This window comes from Trichlorobacter lovleyi (genome assembly GCF_015239775.1).
In the GTDB taxonomy this organism is placed as follows: domain Bacteria; phylum Desulfobacterota; class Desulfuromonadia; order Geobacterales; family Pseudopelobacteraceae; genus Trichlorobacter; species Trichlorobacter lovleyi_B.
Window position 1 is genome coordinate 2771327 of the sequence record NZ_CP058409.1, and the last position, 16118, is coordinate 2787444.

Annotated in this window: 15 protein-coding genes and 1 tRNA gene; 3 read left to right on the forward strand and 13 right to left on the reverse strand. The window is 56.4% G+C overall.

Annotated elements, in window-relative coordinates; translation table 11 throughout:
• Positions 1-128 precede the first annotated feature (128 nt).
• From FY034_RS12735 to FY034_RS12745, 3 genes are all read right to left on the reverse strand, one after another.
• A complete protein-coding gene (locus FY034_RS12735) occupies positions 129-1706 on the reverse strand; it encodes a peptide chain release factor 3 (protein WP_265555270.1) in 1578 nt (525 codons plus the stop codon).
• A 71-nt stretch (positions 1707-1777) separates the two neighbouring features.
• Positions 1778-2224 (reverse strand): DoxX family protein, encoded by a 447-nt coding sequence (locus FY034_RS12740; RefSeq protein WP_265551117.1) that lies wholly within the window; start codon positions 2222-2224, stop codon positions 1778-1780.
• Positions 2225-2282: 58 nt separating this feature from the next.
• Positions 2283-2359: transfer RNA gene (locus FY034_RS12745), tRNA-Arg, on the reverse strand.
• A gap of 85 nt (positions 2360-2444) precedes the next feature.
• Here FY034_RS12745 and coaE point away from each other — a divergent pair.
• Both coaE and FY034_RS12755 read left to right on the forward strand, forming a co-directional pair.
• Complete coding sequence (gene coaE, locus FY034_RS12750; protein ID WP_265555272.1) at positions 2445-3041, forward strand: dephospho-CoA kinase; 597 nt, start codon at positions 2445-2447, stop codon at positions 3039-3041.
• A complete protein-coding gene (locus FY034_RS12755; protein WP_265551119.1) occupies positions 3038-4219 on the forward strand; it encodes a THUMP domain-containing class I SAM-dependent RNA methyltransferase in 1182 nt (393 codons plus the stop codon). The genes coaE and FY034_RS12755 overlap by 4 nt, the downstream gene beginning before the upstream one ends.
• Positions 4220-4235: 16 nt before the next feature.
• Here the strand turns inward: FY034_RS12755 and FY034_RS12760 are convergent, their stop codons facing one another.
• The 6 genes from FY034_RS12760 to FY034_RS12785 all read right to left on the reverse strand — a co-directional run bounded on the left by FY034_RS12760 (position 4236) and on the right by FY034_RS12785 (position 9918).
• The gene (locus tag FY034_RS12760; RefSeq protein ID WP_265551121.1) at positions 4236-4538 is read right to left on the reverse strand and encodes a helix-turn-helix domain-containing protein; all 303 of its coding nucleotides are present in this window, start codon (positions 4536-4538) and stop codon (positions 4236-4238) included.
• 3 nt (positions 4539-4541) lie between these two features.
• On the reverse strand, positions 4542-4889 hold the full coding sequence (locus FY034_RS12765; protein WP_265551123.1) for a type II toxin-antitoxin system RelE/ParE family toxin: 348 nt from the start codon (positions 4887-4889) through the stop codon (positions 4542-4544).
• Between the two features lie 111 nt (positions 4890-5000).
• Positions 5001-5369 carry a DUF1016 N-terminal domain-containing protein gene (locus tag FY034_RS12770; protein ID WP_265551125.1) on the reverse strand — a complete coding sequence of 123 codons (369 nt, stop codon included), beginning with the start codon at positions 5367-5369 and terminating at the stop codon, positions 5001-5003.
• Between the two features lie 433 nt (positions 5370-5802).
• Positions 5803-6492 (reverse strand): Abi-alpha family protein, encoded by a 690-nt coding sequence (locus tag FY034_RS12775; protein ID WP_265551127.1) that lies wholly within the window; start codon positions 6490-6492, stop codon positions 5803-5805.
• A gap of 154 nt (positions 6493-6646) precedes the next feature.
• Positions 6647-7984, reverse strand: a complete 1338-nt coding sequence (locus FY034_RS12780) for a sigma-54-dependent transcriptional regulator (protein ID WP_265551129.1) — start codon at positions 7982-7984, stop codon at positions 6647-6649.
• A complete protein-coding gene (locus FY034_RS12785) occupies positions 7981-9918 on the reverse strand; it encodes a sensor histidine kinase (RefSeq protein WP_265551131.1) in 1938 nt (645 codons plus the stop codon). Before FY034_RS12785 ends, FY034_RS12780 begins: the two co-directional genes overlap by 4 nt.
• A 313-nt stretch (positions 9919-10231) precedes the next feature.
• On the opposite strand from FY034_RS12785, the gene FY034_RS12790 reads away from it, so the two are divergent.
• A complete protein-coding gene (locus FY034_RS12790; protein WP_265551133.1) occupies positions 10232-12109 on the forward strand; it encodes a cytochrome C in 1878 nt (625 codons plus the stop codon).
• Positions 12110-12183: 74 nt separating this feature from the next.
• Here FY034_RS12790 and FY034_RS12795 read toward each other — a convergent pair whose 3' ends face one another.
• From FY034_RS12795 to dnaK, 4 genes are all read right to left on the reverse strand, one after another.
• Entirely contained in the window at positions 12184-12495 is a 312-nt protein-coding gene (locus FY034_RS12795; RefSeq protein WP_265551135.1) for a cytochrome C, read from the reverse strand.
• An 8-nt stretch (positions 12496-12503) separates the two neighbouring features.
• Positions 12504-12839 carry a hypothetical protein gene (locus FY034_RS12800; protein WP_265551136.1) on the reverse strand — a complete coding sequence of 112 codons (336 nt, stop codon included), beginning with the start codon at positions 12837-12839 and terminating at the stop codon, positions 12504-12506.
• 71 nt (positions 12840-12910) lie between these two features.
• Positions 12911-14041 carry a molecular chaperone DnaJ gene (dnaJ, locus tag FY034_RS12805; RefSeq protein ID WP_265551139.1) on the reverse strand — a complete coding sequence of 377 codons (1131 nt, stop codon included), beginning with the start codon at positions 14039-14041 and terminating at the stop codon, positions 12911-12913.
• Between the two features lie 88 nt (positions 14042-14129).
• Positions 14130-16049, reverse strand: coding sequence for a molecular chaperone DnaK (dnaK, locus tag FY034_RS12810; protein WP_265551141.1), 1920 nt, complete (start codon positions 16047-16049; stop codon positions 14130-14132).
• Positions 16050-16118: the final 69 nt, after the last annotated feature.

A 16118-nucleotide genomic window follows, 5' to 3' on the forward strand; every position in this document is an offset into this window, starting at 1 on the left:
ATTTCAAATCAAGGATGATATCAAGGCGGCGAGGAGATCGGCGACGCAGGTGTACACTCAGTACATCGAGGAGCCGAGGACGAGCCAACAAAGATAGTGCCTTGAGTTGGAATCGGAAAAAGACCATTTTAACTATGCTCTGAAGTGGCGTGAAACTCCAGCTCCGGCCAGTTTTCGATGGTGTTATCCAGACGCCACTGACTGCCTGCCATGTAGGTCAGCTTGCCCTCACCATCAATATAGAGGTTCATCTTCTCTTTCTTCTCAAAATCCTCGATCAACTTCTTTTCACCGGTTACCCAACGGGCCGTGGCATAGGCCACCGGTTCATAGGCGATCTTGACCCCGTACTCAAACTCCAGCCGGTGCAGAACCACCTCAAACTGCAGGATACCTACCGCACCAACCACCCACTCCGCACCGAAGATCGGCTTAAAGACCTGGGTGGTACCTTCTTCAGCCAGTTGCACCAGCCCTTTCTCAAGGGCCTTGGACTTCATCGGGTTCAGCAGCCGCACCTTGCGAAAATGTTCCGGCGCAAAGCTGGGGATACCGGTAAACTTCATCTCCTCTCCCATGGTAAAGGTATCACCGATCTTGATGGTGCCATGGTTGTGAATGCCGATGATGTCACCGGGGAAGGCCTCTTCCACATTGCTGCGATCCTGGGCCATGAAGATGGTGGCATTGCTGATCTGGAAATCACGCCCCAGACGCAGGTGGCGCACCTTCATGCCACGTTCAAAGCGTCCCGAACAGATTCTGAAAAAGGCGATCCGGTCGCGGTGGGCCGGGTCCATGTTTGCCTGAATCTTGAAGACAAAGCCGGAAAACGGTTCCTCATAGGGGGAAACCAGCCGGGTGGTGGTGGCACGGGGCCGGGGGTGGGGGGCATTCTGGACAAAGGTATCCAGCAGTTGCTGCACCCCGAAGGTGTTGATGGCACTGCCGAAAAAGACCGGGGTCTGACGCCCTGCCAGATAGGCATCCAGATCAAAGGGATGGGCTGCCCCTTCCAGCAGCTCCACGTCGTTGCGCAGCTCTTCGGCCTGACTGCCCAGCAGTTCATCCAGCAGCGGATCATCCAGTCCCTGCACGGTCACAACGCGGCCGACCCCATGTTCGGCATCAGGATCAAACAGCAGCACCTCTTTACTGTAGAGGTGATAGGTGCCACGGAAGCGCTTACCCATGCCGATCGGCCAGGTCATGGGAGCGGTCTGCATCCCCAGATTCTTTTCCACATCATCCAGCAGGTCCAGCGGTTCCTGCCCTTCCCGGTCAAGCTTGTTCATAAAAGTCATGATCGGGGTGTCACGCAGACGGCAGACATCCAGCAGCTTCTTGGTCTGGCTCTCCACCCCCTTGACCGAATCGATCACCATCAGGGCCGAGTCAACGGCGGTCAACACCCGGTAGGTATCCTCGGAAAAGTCGTTGTGACCGGGGGTATCCAGCAGATTGATCTCAAAGCCGTCATAGGTAAACTTCATCACCGACGAGGTAACGGAGATGCCACGCTGCTTTTCCAGCTCCATCCAGTCCGAGGTGGCATGGCGACCGGATTTGCGCGCCCGCACCTCACCGGCCTGCTGGATGGCGCCGCCGAACAGCAGCAGCTTTTCGGTGATGGTGGTCTTACCGGCGTCAGGGTGGCTGATAATGGCAAAGGTACGCCGTTTATTGACTTCTTCCTGGTTAAACATAGCTTCCACGCTACGACTCCTTACACAGAAAAGGCGGGCCAAAAGCCCGCCTGATAGGTTGATTGATGTTGCTAGGCCCTGAAAATAAGGCGATCAATACACCACTTGCCGCCACCGGCCACCATCAGGTAAACCGCCATCCCCAGCAGGGCCAGCGTGAACTCGATACCGTGGCCGCGTCCGGAGACACAATTGGCATTCAGAAAGAAACCATGGGCCCAGTGTACTTTATAGATCGCCACCGCCATCACCGAGGCGATACCGGCTGCCGACACACGGGTCAGGAACCCGGTCAGCACCCCCAGGCCACCGCCAAACTCGGCAATGATCGCCAGCAGGGTAAAGATCGGCGGGACCCCCAGTTTCTGCTCAAAGGTGGCAAAGGTTGCCGTCAGACCGCTGCCGCCAAACAGGCCGAACAGCTTTTGCGAACCATGGGCAAGAAAGATCAGCCCCAGCGGGATACGGATGACCAGCGGTGCTACGGCATCAGACAGTTCAAAACCACCTCTGGCCATGGGACACCTCCGCAGCATGAAATAGAAAGGGGACCAATGGTCCCCTTTTGTGCTGATTTGGCGGGCGGTATTGGATTCGAACCAACGACCTTTGGCTTCGGAGGCCAACACTCTATCCAGCTGAGCTAACCGCCCGTGAAACAAATCTTTTACACTATCAGCCCTGCCAACTCAAGGGAAAAATCTGGTCAGCCCCGGTATGCTCTGCTACTATTGCGTCATGCTGACTATCGGACTGACAGGCGGTATCGCCACCGGCAAGAGCAGTGTTGCGGCATTCCTGGCCGAACATGGTGCAGAGGTGATTGATGCGGATCAGCTTGCCCGCGCTGCGGTGGCACCGGGCACCGCAGCCCTGCAACGGATTGTGGAGCTGTTCGGACAGCAGGCCCTGCTGCCGGATGGCAGCCTGAACCGTCAGGCAGTGCGGGAGTTGGTCTTTAACGAGCCTGCCAGGCGGCAGCAGCTTGAGGCGATCCTGCACCCGGCCATCAAGGAGCTTGCCCTGCAGCAGATTGAGCAGGCACGTTGCCGCGGCTCCCGCGTGGTGGTCTATATGGCACCGCTGCTGATTGAGGCCAGGGCCACCGACCGGGTGGATGAGATCTGGGTGGTAACCGTGCGGCCCGAGGTACAGCTGGCGCGCCTGATGGCCCGCGACGGCTGCAGCAGACAGCAGGCAGAACAGATCATAGCGGCCCAGATGCCGCTGGCAGAAAAAGAACGCTTCGGCGTGGTGGTCATCGACAACAGTTCCAGCCTGGAGGAAACCCGTCGTCAGGTTGAAGCGGCATGGCAGCAAAGGATCGGATCATGACTGAACAACGCACCATACTCCGCCGGAAAGGCAGCGCCACCAGACAACCGGACGGCCTGCTCACCCTGTTTGCCACGGTGCCGCTGGGGGCGGAAGAACTGACGGCAGCAGAGCTGGGACGCCTGGGGGCAACAGGGATTACTGTGGTGCGGGGCGGCGTCAGCTTCAGCGGCAGCCGCAACACCCTCTACCGCAGCCTGCTACAGCTGCGGACCGCCAGCCGGATACTGCTGCAACTGGGGCAGTTCCCCTGCGGATCACCGCAGGAGCTGTACGACGGCATGCGCAGCCTTGCCTGGGGCGAGCTGCTGACCCCAGACATGACCCTGGCGGTGGACTGCACCGTGCGCGATTCGGCACTAACCCACTCCCACTTTGCCGCGCTCAAGGCCAAGGATGCCATTGTTGACCTGCTGCGGGAGACAACCGGCAGCCGCCCCAATATCGACACCAAGGCACCTGATCTGCGGATCAACCTGCATATAGCCAAAAACAAGGCCAGCGTCTCACTGGATGCCAGCGGCGACCCGCTGGACCGGCGCGGCTGGCGCCTGGACCGTAACGACGCCCCCCTGCGTGAAACCCTGGCCGCCGCCATCATGCTGCATACCGGCTGGGACGGCAGCGTCCCGTTGCTTGACCCGATGTGCGGCTCCGGCACCCTCCTGCTGGAGGGGACAGCCATTGCCCTGGATCAGGTGGCCGGTGCAGGACGGGAGTTTGGCCTGATGCGCTGGCGGGATTTTGACCGCAGGCTGTGGGAGCAGGTCTTGCACGAGGAACAGGCCAAGGCGGCCGAAAGCCTGGAGGTGCCGGTACTGGGCTATGATCAGGACCCACGGGCCATCATTGCCTGCCGGGAGAATGCCCGACGGGCCGGGCTGGCCTATCAGGTGGCCTTTGACCGCAAGCCGTTTGAGGAATCCGAACCATGCGGCCATCAGGGGATATTGGTGATGAACCCGCCCTACGGCCTACGGATGGGAGACAAGCGGGAACTGGAACTGCTGTACCGCAAGATCGGCGAGGTATTCAAGCGCCGCTTCACCGGCTGGACCGCCTATCTGCTGGCCGGAGATCTGGAGCTGGCAAAACTGGTGGGGCTGAAGCCTTCCCGCCGTTTTGTGCTGTTTAACGGACCGTTGGAGTGCAGGCTGCTGAAGTACGAGCTGTACTGACTTTCCATCCTGAATACTAAACGGTTATACCGATATGACGCCCATCAGCCAGTTCTACATCCAGAGATAATTTCCCGCCAAGTGCCTCAACATAGCGTTTGAGAGAAGAAATTTTAACTTCATGACCGCGTTTTTCCAGATTGGCAACAGATGGCTGGGATATGCCGAGTGCTTCCGCCAGATCATGTTGTGACATCTCAACCGTTTGGCGCAATTGAGCAAGACGAAGTTCAAAAATCTCCTGATCCGCTTGAGTACGTGCTGCTGCCACAACGGTCGGGTCTACTTTTTTTATTAATTCTGAAAGTTGCTTTGCCATAACCTACTCCAATTCTTGCAGATAGTTCAGGAATTCACGCTCTGCAACAGGGACCATGGATTCGTAAAATTGTTTATTGCCGGTTTTGTCGCCGCCACATAGCATCACCGCCTGACGGAGAGGATCAAAGGCAAAAAACACCCGGTACGGTTTACCTTTGTGTTGTACGCGAAGCTCTTTCAGGTTCTTTACCTTGTCTGTGCCTTTGAGACTATCAACGTGCGGCCTGCCCAAGGTCGGGCCGTATTGCTCAAGCACGAATATGGCGGCCAACACATCTTGTTGTTCTGAAGCATCTAGCCCCAAAAACCAATCATCAAAGTATTCAACCGTTACAATTTTCCAGAGCACGTTTTTCCCTTTTTCTTAAAATAGCCTGCAAGCTATATAACGTCAAGACTATATTCGGAGATTTTAAGTTGGACCATACAGACAGGCGCAAGTCTGTAAAATAAATGTTGTTCATGCATTAAGCAAACTGTTCCCGGAATACCAAGGCAATTGTGCAAGCACCTCTTGCACAAATTGCGCATCCGGCCACGCCTCCGCAAAAGCACGCATGTATTTGAGGTTTCTGGGCGAGAATCCCTGCATGTCAGGAAACGCGGTGAGCAGGTCATGGGCCAGCCGTTCAATCACCTTGGCTCCCCAGCCTTGCTCAGCCTGCCGGGCCAGAATGTCACGACCAATCTGCCAGTAGAGCAGCACCAGTTCACGTTTGACCGCCTGTGTGGCACGCTGTTGAGCCGAATGAATACGACTTTTCAACTCCATAAGCCAGTCGGCACAACCTTCCGGTACGCTAATCAGAGATACAGGTGTATTATTCATGCCTCGCCCCTGCCCCTCAGCACCTGCATCAGTATTTCAGGATCGCCGTGGTTTATTTCTTCCTGATGAGTTTTTTTGCTATCAAGGTTATAATTTCGATCAACACTATCCTTCACAGACACCTTCCATGCATGGTTACTTGTCTTGCGCTTGTTCCACCACGAATTAAATATGGTGTCCCCGGAATTCCCCAAGCGTTCCATCTCCGCACCCAAGATCAAGTATACGTCGAGGACGGGGACACCAAGACTGTATGATCTGATTGATTATTTCGAGTTGTAATCCGGCAGCGGGAATTGCTCCACGAACACCTTGCAGAAAGGTTGCTACCAACTCATCTGTTTGCCATTTGCTTTTGCTATCTGTCATTTCTTTTTCCATTCAACGGATAGCCGCTCACCCGCTTGTCGGGTGTAGTGAGCGGTGTTAGACCTTATCCCGAAACAACATCAAGGAATTCTTTGCCAACGTATGTCAGATATAATAAAACGTTGCCGTCTCCTGGCTTATGTGTTTCAGGTGCCAAGTAATTTGTAAGTCCAAATTCACATAAGATGCTACAGGACAAATCCCAATCATTCAGCTCTCCTTTGTTTTCAGTGGCCCATTTTCGAATCTTATGAGGCCGAATCAAGACGTTATTTGAAATATTTCCAATATGTTCGAATGGTTTTAATCTCGCAAGAAGCAGTGCTTCTTTCGAACTCAATGTTGACAGAATGTCGACGAAAAAAGGATGACACCTATCATCACTCAATTGTGATGCAAGCAAATTTGTCCATAAGATATTTAACAACGGATCGACCTCTTTTGACGTCTCTTCCATTGCTCTTATGAAAGATTTTGGACTCGCTGGTATTGTAATTTTTCTGCCTTGATTCTCAATTTTTATCCGGGCGTTGTTAATTGCGTACGTCAGCAAGGATTTCTCTACATCTACCATATTGTCAAACTTCTGCTTGATATACCGACCAAAGCCACTTGTGGTTTCAGTGATTGGAGCGATCAGTTTTTCAAATGTACTCGTTACGGTTTCAGAGGCCTGCAAATAAACATCATCCGGAATGGACTTAGCTAACTTGCCGAGACCGATAAGATCTATGTTTCTATCTTCATTTTGCATTTATCATCCTCCATCTTCTCAGGGCTAAACTACTTAATCAACACCCCAGGCTGCATCTATGGTGACGGTTCATAAAACTCAAGCTCCTCCACAGCATACCAGAAAAACCTGATTTCACTATCACAGGCGGTACATGCTGCACCGCAAAAACCGGCTACTCCTCACCAATCCCGTACCGCTTCATCTTGCGCCAGAGGGTTGTTTTATTAATCCCCAGCAGGCGGGCTGCCTCCAGTTTACGGCCATTGCAACTCTTCAGCACCCGCAGGATATGTTCCTGTTCTGCCTCGTCAATCCGCAGTGACTCCCCTTCATCCACACTGCTAGGTTCATTTCCGCAGCCGATCAGCAGGCTTTCCGGGGTCAGTTCTGTGCCGGTTTCCAGGATCATGGCCCGCTCGATGATGTTCTCCAGCTCCCGCACATTGCCGGGGTAATCATACTGTTCCAGCAGCCGCATGCCAGCCGGCGTAATGGTGGTGATACGGGGATTAATGGCCCCGTGCCCGGCCAGAAAATGTTCCGCCAGCAGACGGATATCCTCAGGCCGCTCCCGCAGGGGCGGTACCCGCAGGGTAACCACCCCCAGCCGGTAGTAGAGATCTGTGCGGAACCTGCCCTGTCGGGCCTCCTCTTCCAGATCCCGGTTGGTGGCAGCGATGATCCGGCTGTCAACCGGGATCGACATGCCGCCACCGACCCGCTGCACCACCCGTTCCTGCAGCACCCGCAGCAGCCGCACCTGAAAGGCGTTGTTGGTGGTGCCGATCTCATCCAGAAACAGGGTACCACGGCTTGCCAGCTCGAAATAGCCGATCCGCCGGGCATGGGCGCCGGTAAAGGCCCCTTTTTCATGGCCGAACAGCTCGCTTTCCAGCACCCCCTCTGACAGGGCACCACAGTTGACCGGCACAAAGGGCTGCTCTCTGCGGGGCGACCAGAGATGGATCGCCCGTGCCACCAGTTCCTTGCCAACCCCGGTCTCACCTTGAATCAGTACCGTGCTGTCAGTGCGGGCCGCCCGTCTGGCCAGATCAAGCAATTGCTGCATCTGGGGGTTGCCGGTGAGCGGGATGTGACGTGAACGCTGGCGTTCCTGTTCACTGCGATAAAGCGCAACCTCGTCTTCAAGCCGTCGTTCCTTGAGCGCCCGGTTGATCCGCAACAGGACATCATCAGGATCAAACGGCTTGGCAATAAAATCGTAGGCCCCCTGCTTGACCGCAGTAACCGCGCTTTCCAGGGAAGAATGGCCGGTAATCACAAAGACTATCACCTGCGGATCGAGCCTGATCAGCTGTTCCAGCAGTTCCTGTCCCCCCATGCGCGGCATCTTCAGATCAGTCAGGACAATATCAGCACCGTGACGGCTGAAATGCTCCAGCGCATCGGCGCCATTGCTGAAACTGTGCACCTGATAATCCGGCCCCAGCATGCGGGTCAGAATCTTACAGGCCAGGGGATCATCATCAACCACGAGCACTCTGGTCATAGGCTGTCCTCCGTTGCCACGTGCAGGGGCAGTATGACGGTAAAGGTCGTTCCTGTTCCGGGTTGGCTTGCAACCTCAATCCGCCCACCCATCCCCTGCAGCATGCCGTAGCTGACCGAGAGCCCCAGCCCGGTCCCCTGCCCCACCTCTTTGGTGGTAAAAAACGGGTCAAAGATCCGGTCGAGATGCTCGGCCTGGATGCCGCTGCCGGTGTCGCAAAAACGGAACAGCATCCGATCCGCCTCTGCCAGCACCGAAACCGTTACCGACCCGCCCGGCGTTGCATCAATGGCGTTCAGCAGGATATTGACAAAGACCTGACGCAACTGGTCGCCATCGACACACAGCCGGGGCAGACGGCCTGTTTCAGCACACTGCAGGGTGACCTGCTGTTTTTCAGCGCGTAAGCGGACCAGGGCAAAGGCATCCTGCACTAGCGTTAACGGATCATGGCTGGCAGGGATACCTTCCGAGCGCCGGGCAAAGCTGAGCAGGCCGCCGATGATGCTGCTGCATTTACTGGCCTGATCAGCGATATCATCCAGATCCCCCTGCAACGATTCCCGGTCACAGCCGCCCTGGGCGACCCCTTTGCGAGCCAGCAGTGCCAGGGCCTTGATATTCCCCAGCGGCGTGTTCAGCTCATGGGCCAGTCCGGCTGCCATCTCACCAATGGAGGCCAGTTTTTCGGTAGTGCGGATCTGTTCCTCCACCCGCAATTTCTCTTCGGCCTGTTCCTGCATGGCATCAGCCATCCGGTTGATCTCGGTGGCCAGAAAGCCGACTTCGTCACCAGCAGCAATCCTGATCCGCTCCTGCGGCTGCTGCCCCATCCGGCGCACCCCGTCCACCACCCCCTGCAGCGGGCGGGTTAAGGAACGGGCAAAAAAGAGCGAGACCGCCGTTGCCAGGATCACCACCACCACGGCCCAGAGACCGGTCAGACGCCCGATGGTGGCAAGCGGTTCCAGAAAGAAATCCCGCCTGGCGTTGACCACCACCACCCAGCCGCGATCCTGGCGGCCATAGGGAGAATAGAAGGCATGGGCCAGCATATCCCGGCTGCGGGGGTCACGGGTGACCCCGTGGTCGCTGGTCAGCCAGGCCGTGGTAATTTCCGGGGGATAATCGTTCAGGACGGTACGATGACTGCCGGTCTGGTCGCCAAACTCACAGGTAGTGTCCCGGTGGAAGAGATAGATGCCGTTGCGGCTTTTGTCTGCAGGGTTACGTTCAATCAGAAAGGCATTACCTTCCTCCTCCGCAATGGCTCGGTTGATCAGCCGGCCGGCCTGTTCACCCCAGACATTGATCACCAGTACCCCGACCCGCTTATGATCAGCCAGCAACGGAATGGCAAACCGGACCATGGCCGGGCAGAACGCCTCTTCTTCATCAACCTTGCCACGTTCAAGATTCGAGATCAGGATGCTGTTCTGCGGCAACTGCAGGGCAGACTGGAAGAAATCCCTGCCGCCGACAAAGTGCACCATCGGCATCCGGTAGGGCAACTGCGGGGGGCCAACCGCCTGATTAAGCTTGCCCTCCTTGACCTTGACCAGCACATGCCCGGCCGGATCAATCAGGCGGATCGCCTGCAGGGTGGGATCAAGCTTCTGCCAGCCCAGGAAGCTCTGTTCCATCCGTCCAAGCACGGTTTTCAGCTGCAGCTGGTTGCCCGCACGTGCGGCAGCACGGAAGGCGTCAAGCTCAGGCGAGGCAGCCATGGTGCGCAAGGTTGTCTGTGAATGATCTACCAGTTCTGCCAACCCCTGGGCAGAACGGGTGGCCAGGGAGCTGACCTGGCGCCCGGCGTTTTGCTGCAGAATATGGGCGGTGGTCAGGATAATCAGGGCAGAGAAGGCAATCAGGGCAGGCACGGCCACGCCTAACAGGGCAATCAAGGTCTTGCGGCGAATTCCGAGTCGTTGCATGGCAACTCCATGGTGCAGTTTGCACCCAAAAGCAAGGACAGATCCGGCAGAATCAGGTGCAAATTGCACCCAAACAACCTACGCCATTTTTAGCCATTACGCAACAATCTTAAATAACTGATGTTTTAAATGTGGCACACATTATGTAAGTTTATAATCGGTTTCATAGTCCGGTTCCCGTTCAAGGATGACAGCAAGGCGGTGAAGAGTTCGGCGACGCAGTGTGTACCTGCAGTGTAATCGGTGGGCCGAAGACGAACCACAAAGGTCGCGTCTTGAAGGGGAAGTGGAATTACATCTCAAGGAGGATATCATGAGGACAATCGGGCTGCTGCTGATCCTGCTACTGACAGGCTCTGTTGCGTGGTGCTTTGATGCAGGTTCAAGTTGTGTTACCTGCCACAGCGACCGGGCCAAACTGAAAGAGCTGGGGGCCGAGGCGATGTACCTTGACCCGGCTCAGGTCGATCGGGAAGTGGGTATGAAGGGTAAGCCGAGCTGCGTGGACTGCCACCTGGGTGATCCCAAGGCTGCCGACAAGGCTACCGCCCACAAGGGGATGCTGGCACCGTTTCTGGTGGCAGCCGGCAAAAACCATAAAGGGCAGGCCGTGTCCCGTGAAGCTGCCGGGGCTTTGCAGCCTCTGGTACCAAAAGGCAAGGGGATCAGCAGCATGATCCCCAAGGGTGATCCCAAGAAACTACAGGAAGCAGGAATCAAAAAGATTACCGGTATCCAGTGGCACGACCGGGACCCCGAGACCATGGCCTACGCCCCCAAGATTGCTGAACAGACCTGTGGAAAGTGTCATGCCAAGGCGGTCAAGGAGTACAACAGCTCTGCCAAGGGGCTGACCAAAAACCAGCGTGCCTTCCGCGACTGGTCGGAAAAACAGCCCGGCCCGCAAAACTGCGGCATGTGGCCCGGCCAGAACGAGGAGACCATTCGCAGCCACACTGCAGTTCCCTACACCAAGGCCATGAACGGGGCCATGGAGCGTTCCTGCAACATGTGCCACGCCTCATGCAACGATTGCCATTTCAAGCCGGTGGCCAATAAGGGCACCCACTCCTTTGGCAAACCGGATACCCCCAGCTGCTATGGTGGCGGCAGGGCCAGCATCTGCCATGCCGGCCCGATGGACCGGCGGCGCGGCGCAGGCTACGCCAGAGGCGAATACGCCTTCCCGGCCAACCTGCCCCAGGGTGCCCATGTCAAGGCCGGCCTGGAATGTCTTGACTGCCATAAGCCGGCCAACCACCAGTTTGGTCACCTGGCTGCCGACGATGCCCGCAATGCCTGCAAAAACTGTCATGGTCAGATCGTCAAGGCGGTACAAAGCTCAAGCCACGGCAAGGTGGATTGCGCCTCCTGCCACGTCACCGTGTCAGGCGCCTACCAGTACACCTTCTGGGGCCAGGGGCACTACTACGGGGTAGAGACCCCCTATGGCAAACATAAGGAATATTACGGCACCCGCGACCTGCCAACCATTATCAAAAATGCTTCAGGCCGCTGGATTCCGGTCAAACCGTATCCGATGGCAGTCTTGAACCAGACAACAGAACTGGGCCCCACCGGTCTGTTGTTCCGCGCTATCCCACAACGGACCCTACCGGGCAATCCCAGGATCGGTGAGCCGGTGACCTTTGAGGTGGCACGTGCCGCAACCGATGTGAACGATGCCTATATTGTGGTTGGTACCCGCAATGACCTGCCTGGCGGCAACAAGGCGATCCTCTGGATCCAGATGGACAAGCTGAGCCATGCCATGGGCAAGCCACGGAACTGTGGCAGCTGCCACGACAGCAAGACCCAGCAGGGCAAATCGGAATGGAGCTACTTTGAAGACCGGGACGTGACCAAGCCATTCAAGGGCAGCTACACGATTATCGCAGACAAGAACGGTATCCGTTTCAGCAATCTGGCCTGGGAGCAGCCTTCGCTGGCCCCCAACCGCAAGCTGCAGGATATCGCCCCCTTTGCGGTGCTGCCCACCACCGCCTGGGATGTGAAGGGGATCAACTTTGAGCTGCCGTACAACAAGGCCAAAACCGACAAGACCCGTAAGGAACTTGACTCATTTCTGGCTAAATTGGACAAGCAAAAGGCTGACCCTAAGACCGCGGAGATCCGCAGCGTCGCCTATCACAACCTGGCCATGGCAAAGAAGATGCTGAAACAAAAGTAGCCGGACAGCGCAGCACCAACACAAACGGCCCCCCCAGTACGGGTGGCCGTTTGTGTTGCATCAGAAAGATCCGGCTATTTCACCAGCTTGTGGCAGAACAGGCAGCGGTATTTGGGAGGGTGGTTAGGTGGCAGCTTGATGTTGTTTTGCGCGTGACAGGGTTCACAGAGTTTTTCCGCATCCTTCTTGGCCGGCCTGAAAAAAGCTCGTTTAAAAATGGAGGCATCTGCCGCAGGGGCATTTTTATACGCGACCTCATAGACCTGTTTGTGGGTGGCATTATTGGGCACCGGTTTGGTTTTTTCCTTGCCGGAGATGCCGATAAAGAGGGCCAGAATCACAACAACCAGGGCAATAAAGAACCAGTCCCGCTTTTCAATTTTCATGGGGGCACCTAATCCTTGACAAACATAAAATAGACAATCACTCCGCCGATTCCCAGGCCAAAGGCGATAAAGGGCAGGATGCTCTTCATGGTCAGTTCCTGTCCTGGTGCAGGCATGGCGAACTTGACCATGACAATCAGGGCCAGCAGGAAAAACAGGGTCAGCAACACCGTTTTTGACCGCTTGTAAACCCCGAAGAAGAGGATACCAAGCGTCACCAGCAGAAAGACCCAGTTCGAGAAGATCTGCTGCAGCGTCAGGTTTTGTATGGTGGTCATCAGGTTCTGGGTCTCAAGCGGGCGCAAGACTTCAACTGTTTTTTCCACCATCTCCTGCTTTTCCATACCACCTCCCACCGGCCAGAGTAGTTGCATGCTAACGCAAAAACTGCAACCGGGCAAGCATCCCGGCAAAATCAGCTCAGGAAATCCATCACCTTATCCAAAAAGCCCTTTTTCATCGGATGGGCCTCTTCACCGCTGATCTTGGCAAACTCCTCCAGCAGTTCTTTCTGCTTCTTGTTCAGGTTGGTGGGAGTCTCCACCTTGACAACCACCAGCTGATCCCCCCGGCCGTAGCCCTGCAGGGAAGGGATCCCCTTGCCCCGCAGCCGGTAGATCTTGCCGGATTGCGTGCCATCAGGAATCTTCATGGAGACCTTGCCGTCAAGCGTGGGTACTTCAATTTCACAGCCTAGGGCGGCCTGGGCAAAGCTGATCGGGATCTCACAGATGACATTGTCATCTTCTCGTTGGAACAGGGGGTGATCCTTGACCGCAATGGCGACATAGAGATCGCCGTTGGGGCCGCCTTTCACCCCCTGCCCGCCTTCGCTGGTAAGCTTCAGACGCGAGCCGGTTTCCACACCGCCCGGCACCTTGACCGAGAGGGTCTTGGTATCCTTGATGCTCCCCTTGCCGCGGCAATCGGGACAGGGGTCATCAACCACCTTGCCTTCGCCATTACACTGGCCACAGGTCTTGCTGACGCTGAAGAAACCCTGTTGATAGCGCACCTGGCCGGCACCACGGCAGCTGGGGCAGATCTTGGGATCAGTACCCGGCTTGGCACCTGAGCCGTTACAGCTGCTGCAGCGCTTGGCATAGGGGACCTCAATCTTCTTCTCACAACCAAAGGCGGCCTCTTCAAAGGAGATCTCCATGTTGTAGAGCAGGTCGTCACCACGCCGGCCCTGGCTGCGACGGCCACCACCGCCGCCGAAGATATCACCGAAGATGTCGCCGAAGATGTCACCAAAGGGAGAACCGGCCCCGAATCCGCCAAACCCGCCACCGGAGAAACCGCCGGCGCCGGATACGCCGGCATGGCCAAACTGGTCATACTGGGCCCGCTTCTGGGCATCGGAAAGGACTTCGTAGGCCTCGGTGGCCTCTTTGAACTTTTCCTCGGCCTCCTTGTCCCCCTGGTTCTTGTCCGGGTGATGCTGGATGGCCAGCTTGCGGAAGGCCTTCTTGATCTCGGTCTCAGAGGCGTTTTTATGGACGCCGAGGATCTCGTAATAGTCGCGTTTTTCGCCGTTTGCCACGCTTCATATCCTTATCAGTCGGAATACAGATGTAGGGGCGGGTCTGAAACCCGCCCCTACCGTTACCAGCCGGATACCTTCGTATCGACTACTTCTTCACTTCCTCAAAGTCTGCATCAACGACTTTCTCATCCTTGGGCTTGGCACCCGCCTCCTGCTGCTGACCGCAGTCACCGCCGCAAGAGTCTGCACCTGGTGCCTGCTGGGCCTGGGCATACATCGCCTCAGCCAGCTTGTGGGCGGCCTGGGCCAGTTCATCAGTAGCCTTCTTGATCACCTCGGCGTCATCGCTGTCCATCACCTTCTTCAGATCGGCAATCTTGTTCTCGATGTTGCCCTTCTCAACGGCATCCACCTTGTCACCAACCTCTTTCAGGGACTTTTCGGTGCTGTAGATCATGGAGTCAGCCTGGTTACGGGCCTCGATCGCCTCACGCTTTTTCTTGTCTTCAGCAGCATGGGACTCGGCATCCTTGACCATCTTGTCGATCTCTTCCTTGGACAGACCGGACGAGGCAGTGATCCGGATGGACTGTTCCTTGCCGGTTCCCAGGTCCTTGGCAGAGACATGCACAATGCCGTTGGCATCAATATCAAAGGTCACTTCAATCTGCGGCACTCCGCGGGGTGCCGGCGGAATACCGGTCAGCTCAAAGTTGCCCAGGGTCTTGTTGTCGCGGGCCATTTCACGCTCACCCTGCAGTACATGGATGGAAACCGCAGGCTGGTTATCCGCTGCTGTCGAGAAGGTCTGGGACTTACGGCAGGGGATGGTGGTGTTCTTTTCGATCAGACGGGTCAACACGCCACCCAGGGTCTCGATCCCCAGCGAAAGCGGGGTAACATCCAGCAGCAGCACATCCTTGACGTCACCCTTGAGCACGCCGCCCTGGATGCCGGCGCCGATGGCCACCACCTCATCCGGGTTAACCCCTTTATTGGGGACCTTGCCGAAGATCTCCTGCACGCGCTGTACAACAGCCGGCATACGGGTCATACCACCCACCAGAATAACCTCGTCAATCTCGGAAGCGGTCAGACCGGCATCCTTCATGGCGGTGCGGCAGGGGCCTTCCAGTTTACGCAGCAGGTCATCACAGAGCGACTCCAGCTTGGCGCGGGACAGCTTCAGGTTCAGGTGCTTGGGGCCGCTGGCATCAGCCGTGATAAACGGCAGGTTGATGTCGGTCTCCATGGAACCGGACAGCTCGCACTTGGCCTTTTCTGCCGCCTCTTTCAGACGCTGCAGGGCCATCTTGTCACCGCGCAGGTCAATGCCCTGGTCCTTTTTGAACTCGTCGGCGATCCAGTCGATGATCTTCTGGTCAAAATCCTCGCCCCCCAGGAAGGTGTCACCGTTGGTGGATTTTACCTCAAATACGCCGTCACCCAGTTCAAGCACGGAGACGTCAAAGGTGCCGCCGCCCAGGTCAAATACGGCAATCTTCTCATCCTTCTTCTTGTCCAGACCATAGGCCAGCGCAGCGGCGGTCGGCTCGTTGATGATCCGCAGCACGTTTAAGCCCGCGATCTTGCCGGCATCCTTGGTGGCCTGGCGCTGGGAGTCATCAAAATAGGCCGGCACGGTAATAACCGCGTCAGTCACGGTCTCGCCCAGATAGTCTTCAGCGGTCTTCTTCATCTTCTGCAGAATGATGGCCGAGATCTCCGGCGGAGAATATTTCTTATCCCGTACATCAACCCAGGCATCACCGTTGTCAGCCTTGACGATCTTGAACGGGGAGATGGCGATATCCTTCTTGACCGCCTCGGTCTCAAATTTACGGCCGATCAGACGCTTGATGGCGAAGAGGGTGTTTTCCGGGTTGGTGACCGCCTGACGCTTGGCCTGCTGGCCGACAATCCGCTCACCGGCCTCCGTAAAGGCCACCATTGAAGGGGTGGTACGGCTTCCTTCGGAGTTGGCGATAACGATCGGCTCCCCGCCCTCCATGATTGCAACGCAGGAGTTGGTGGTTCCCAGGTCAATGCCGATAACTTTACTCATGACTGTAATTCTCCTTCCTGAATGTCTTCCTGATATGAAACGTGGGTATTGGTTCTTTAAAAAACAAGG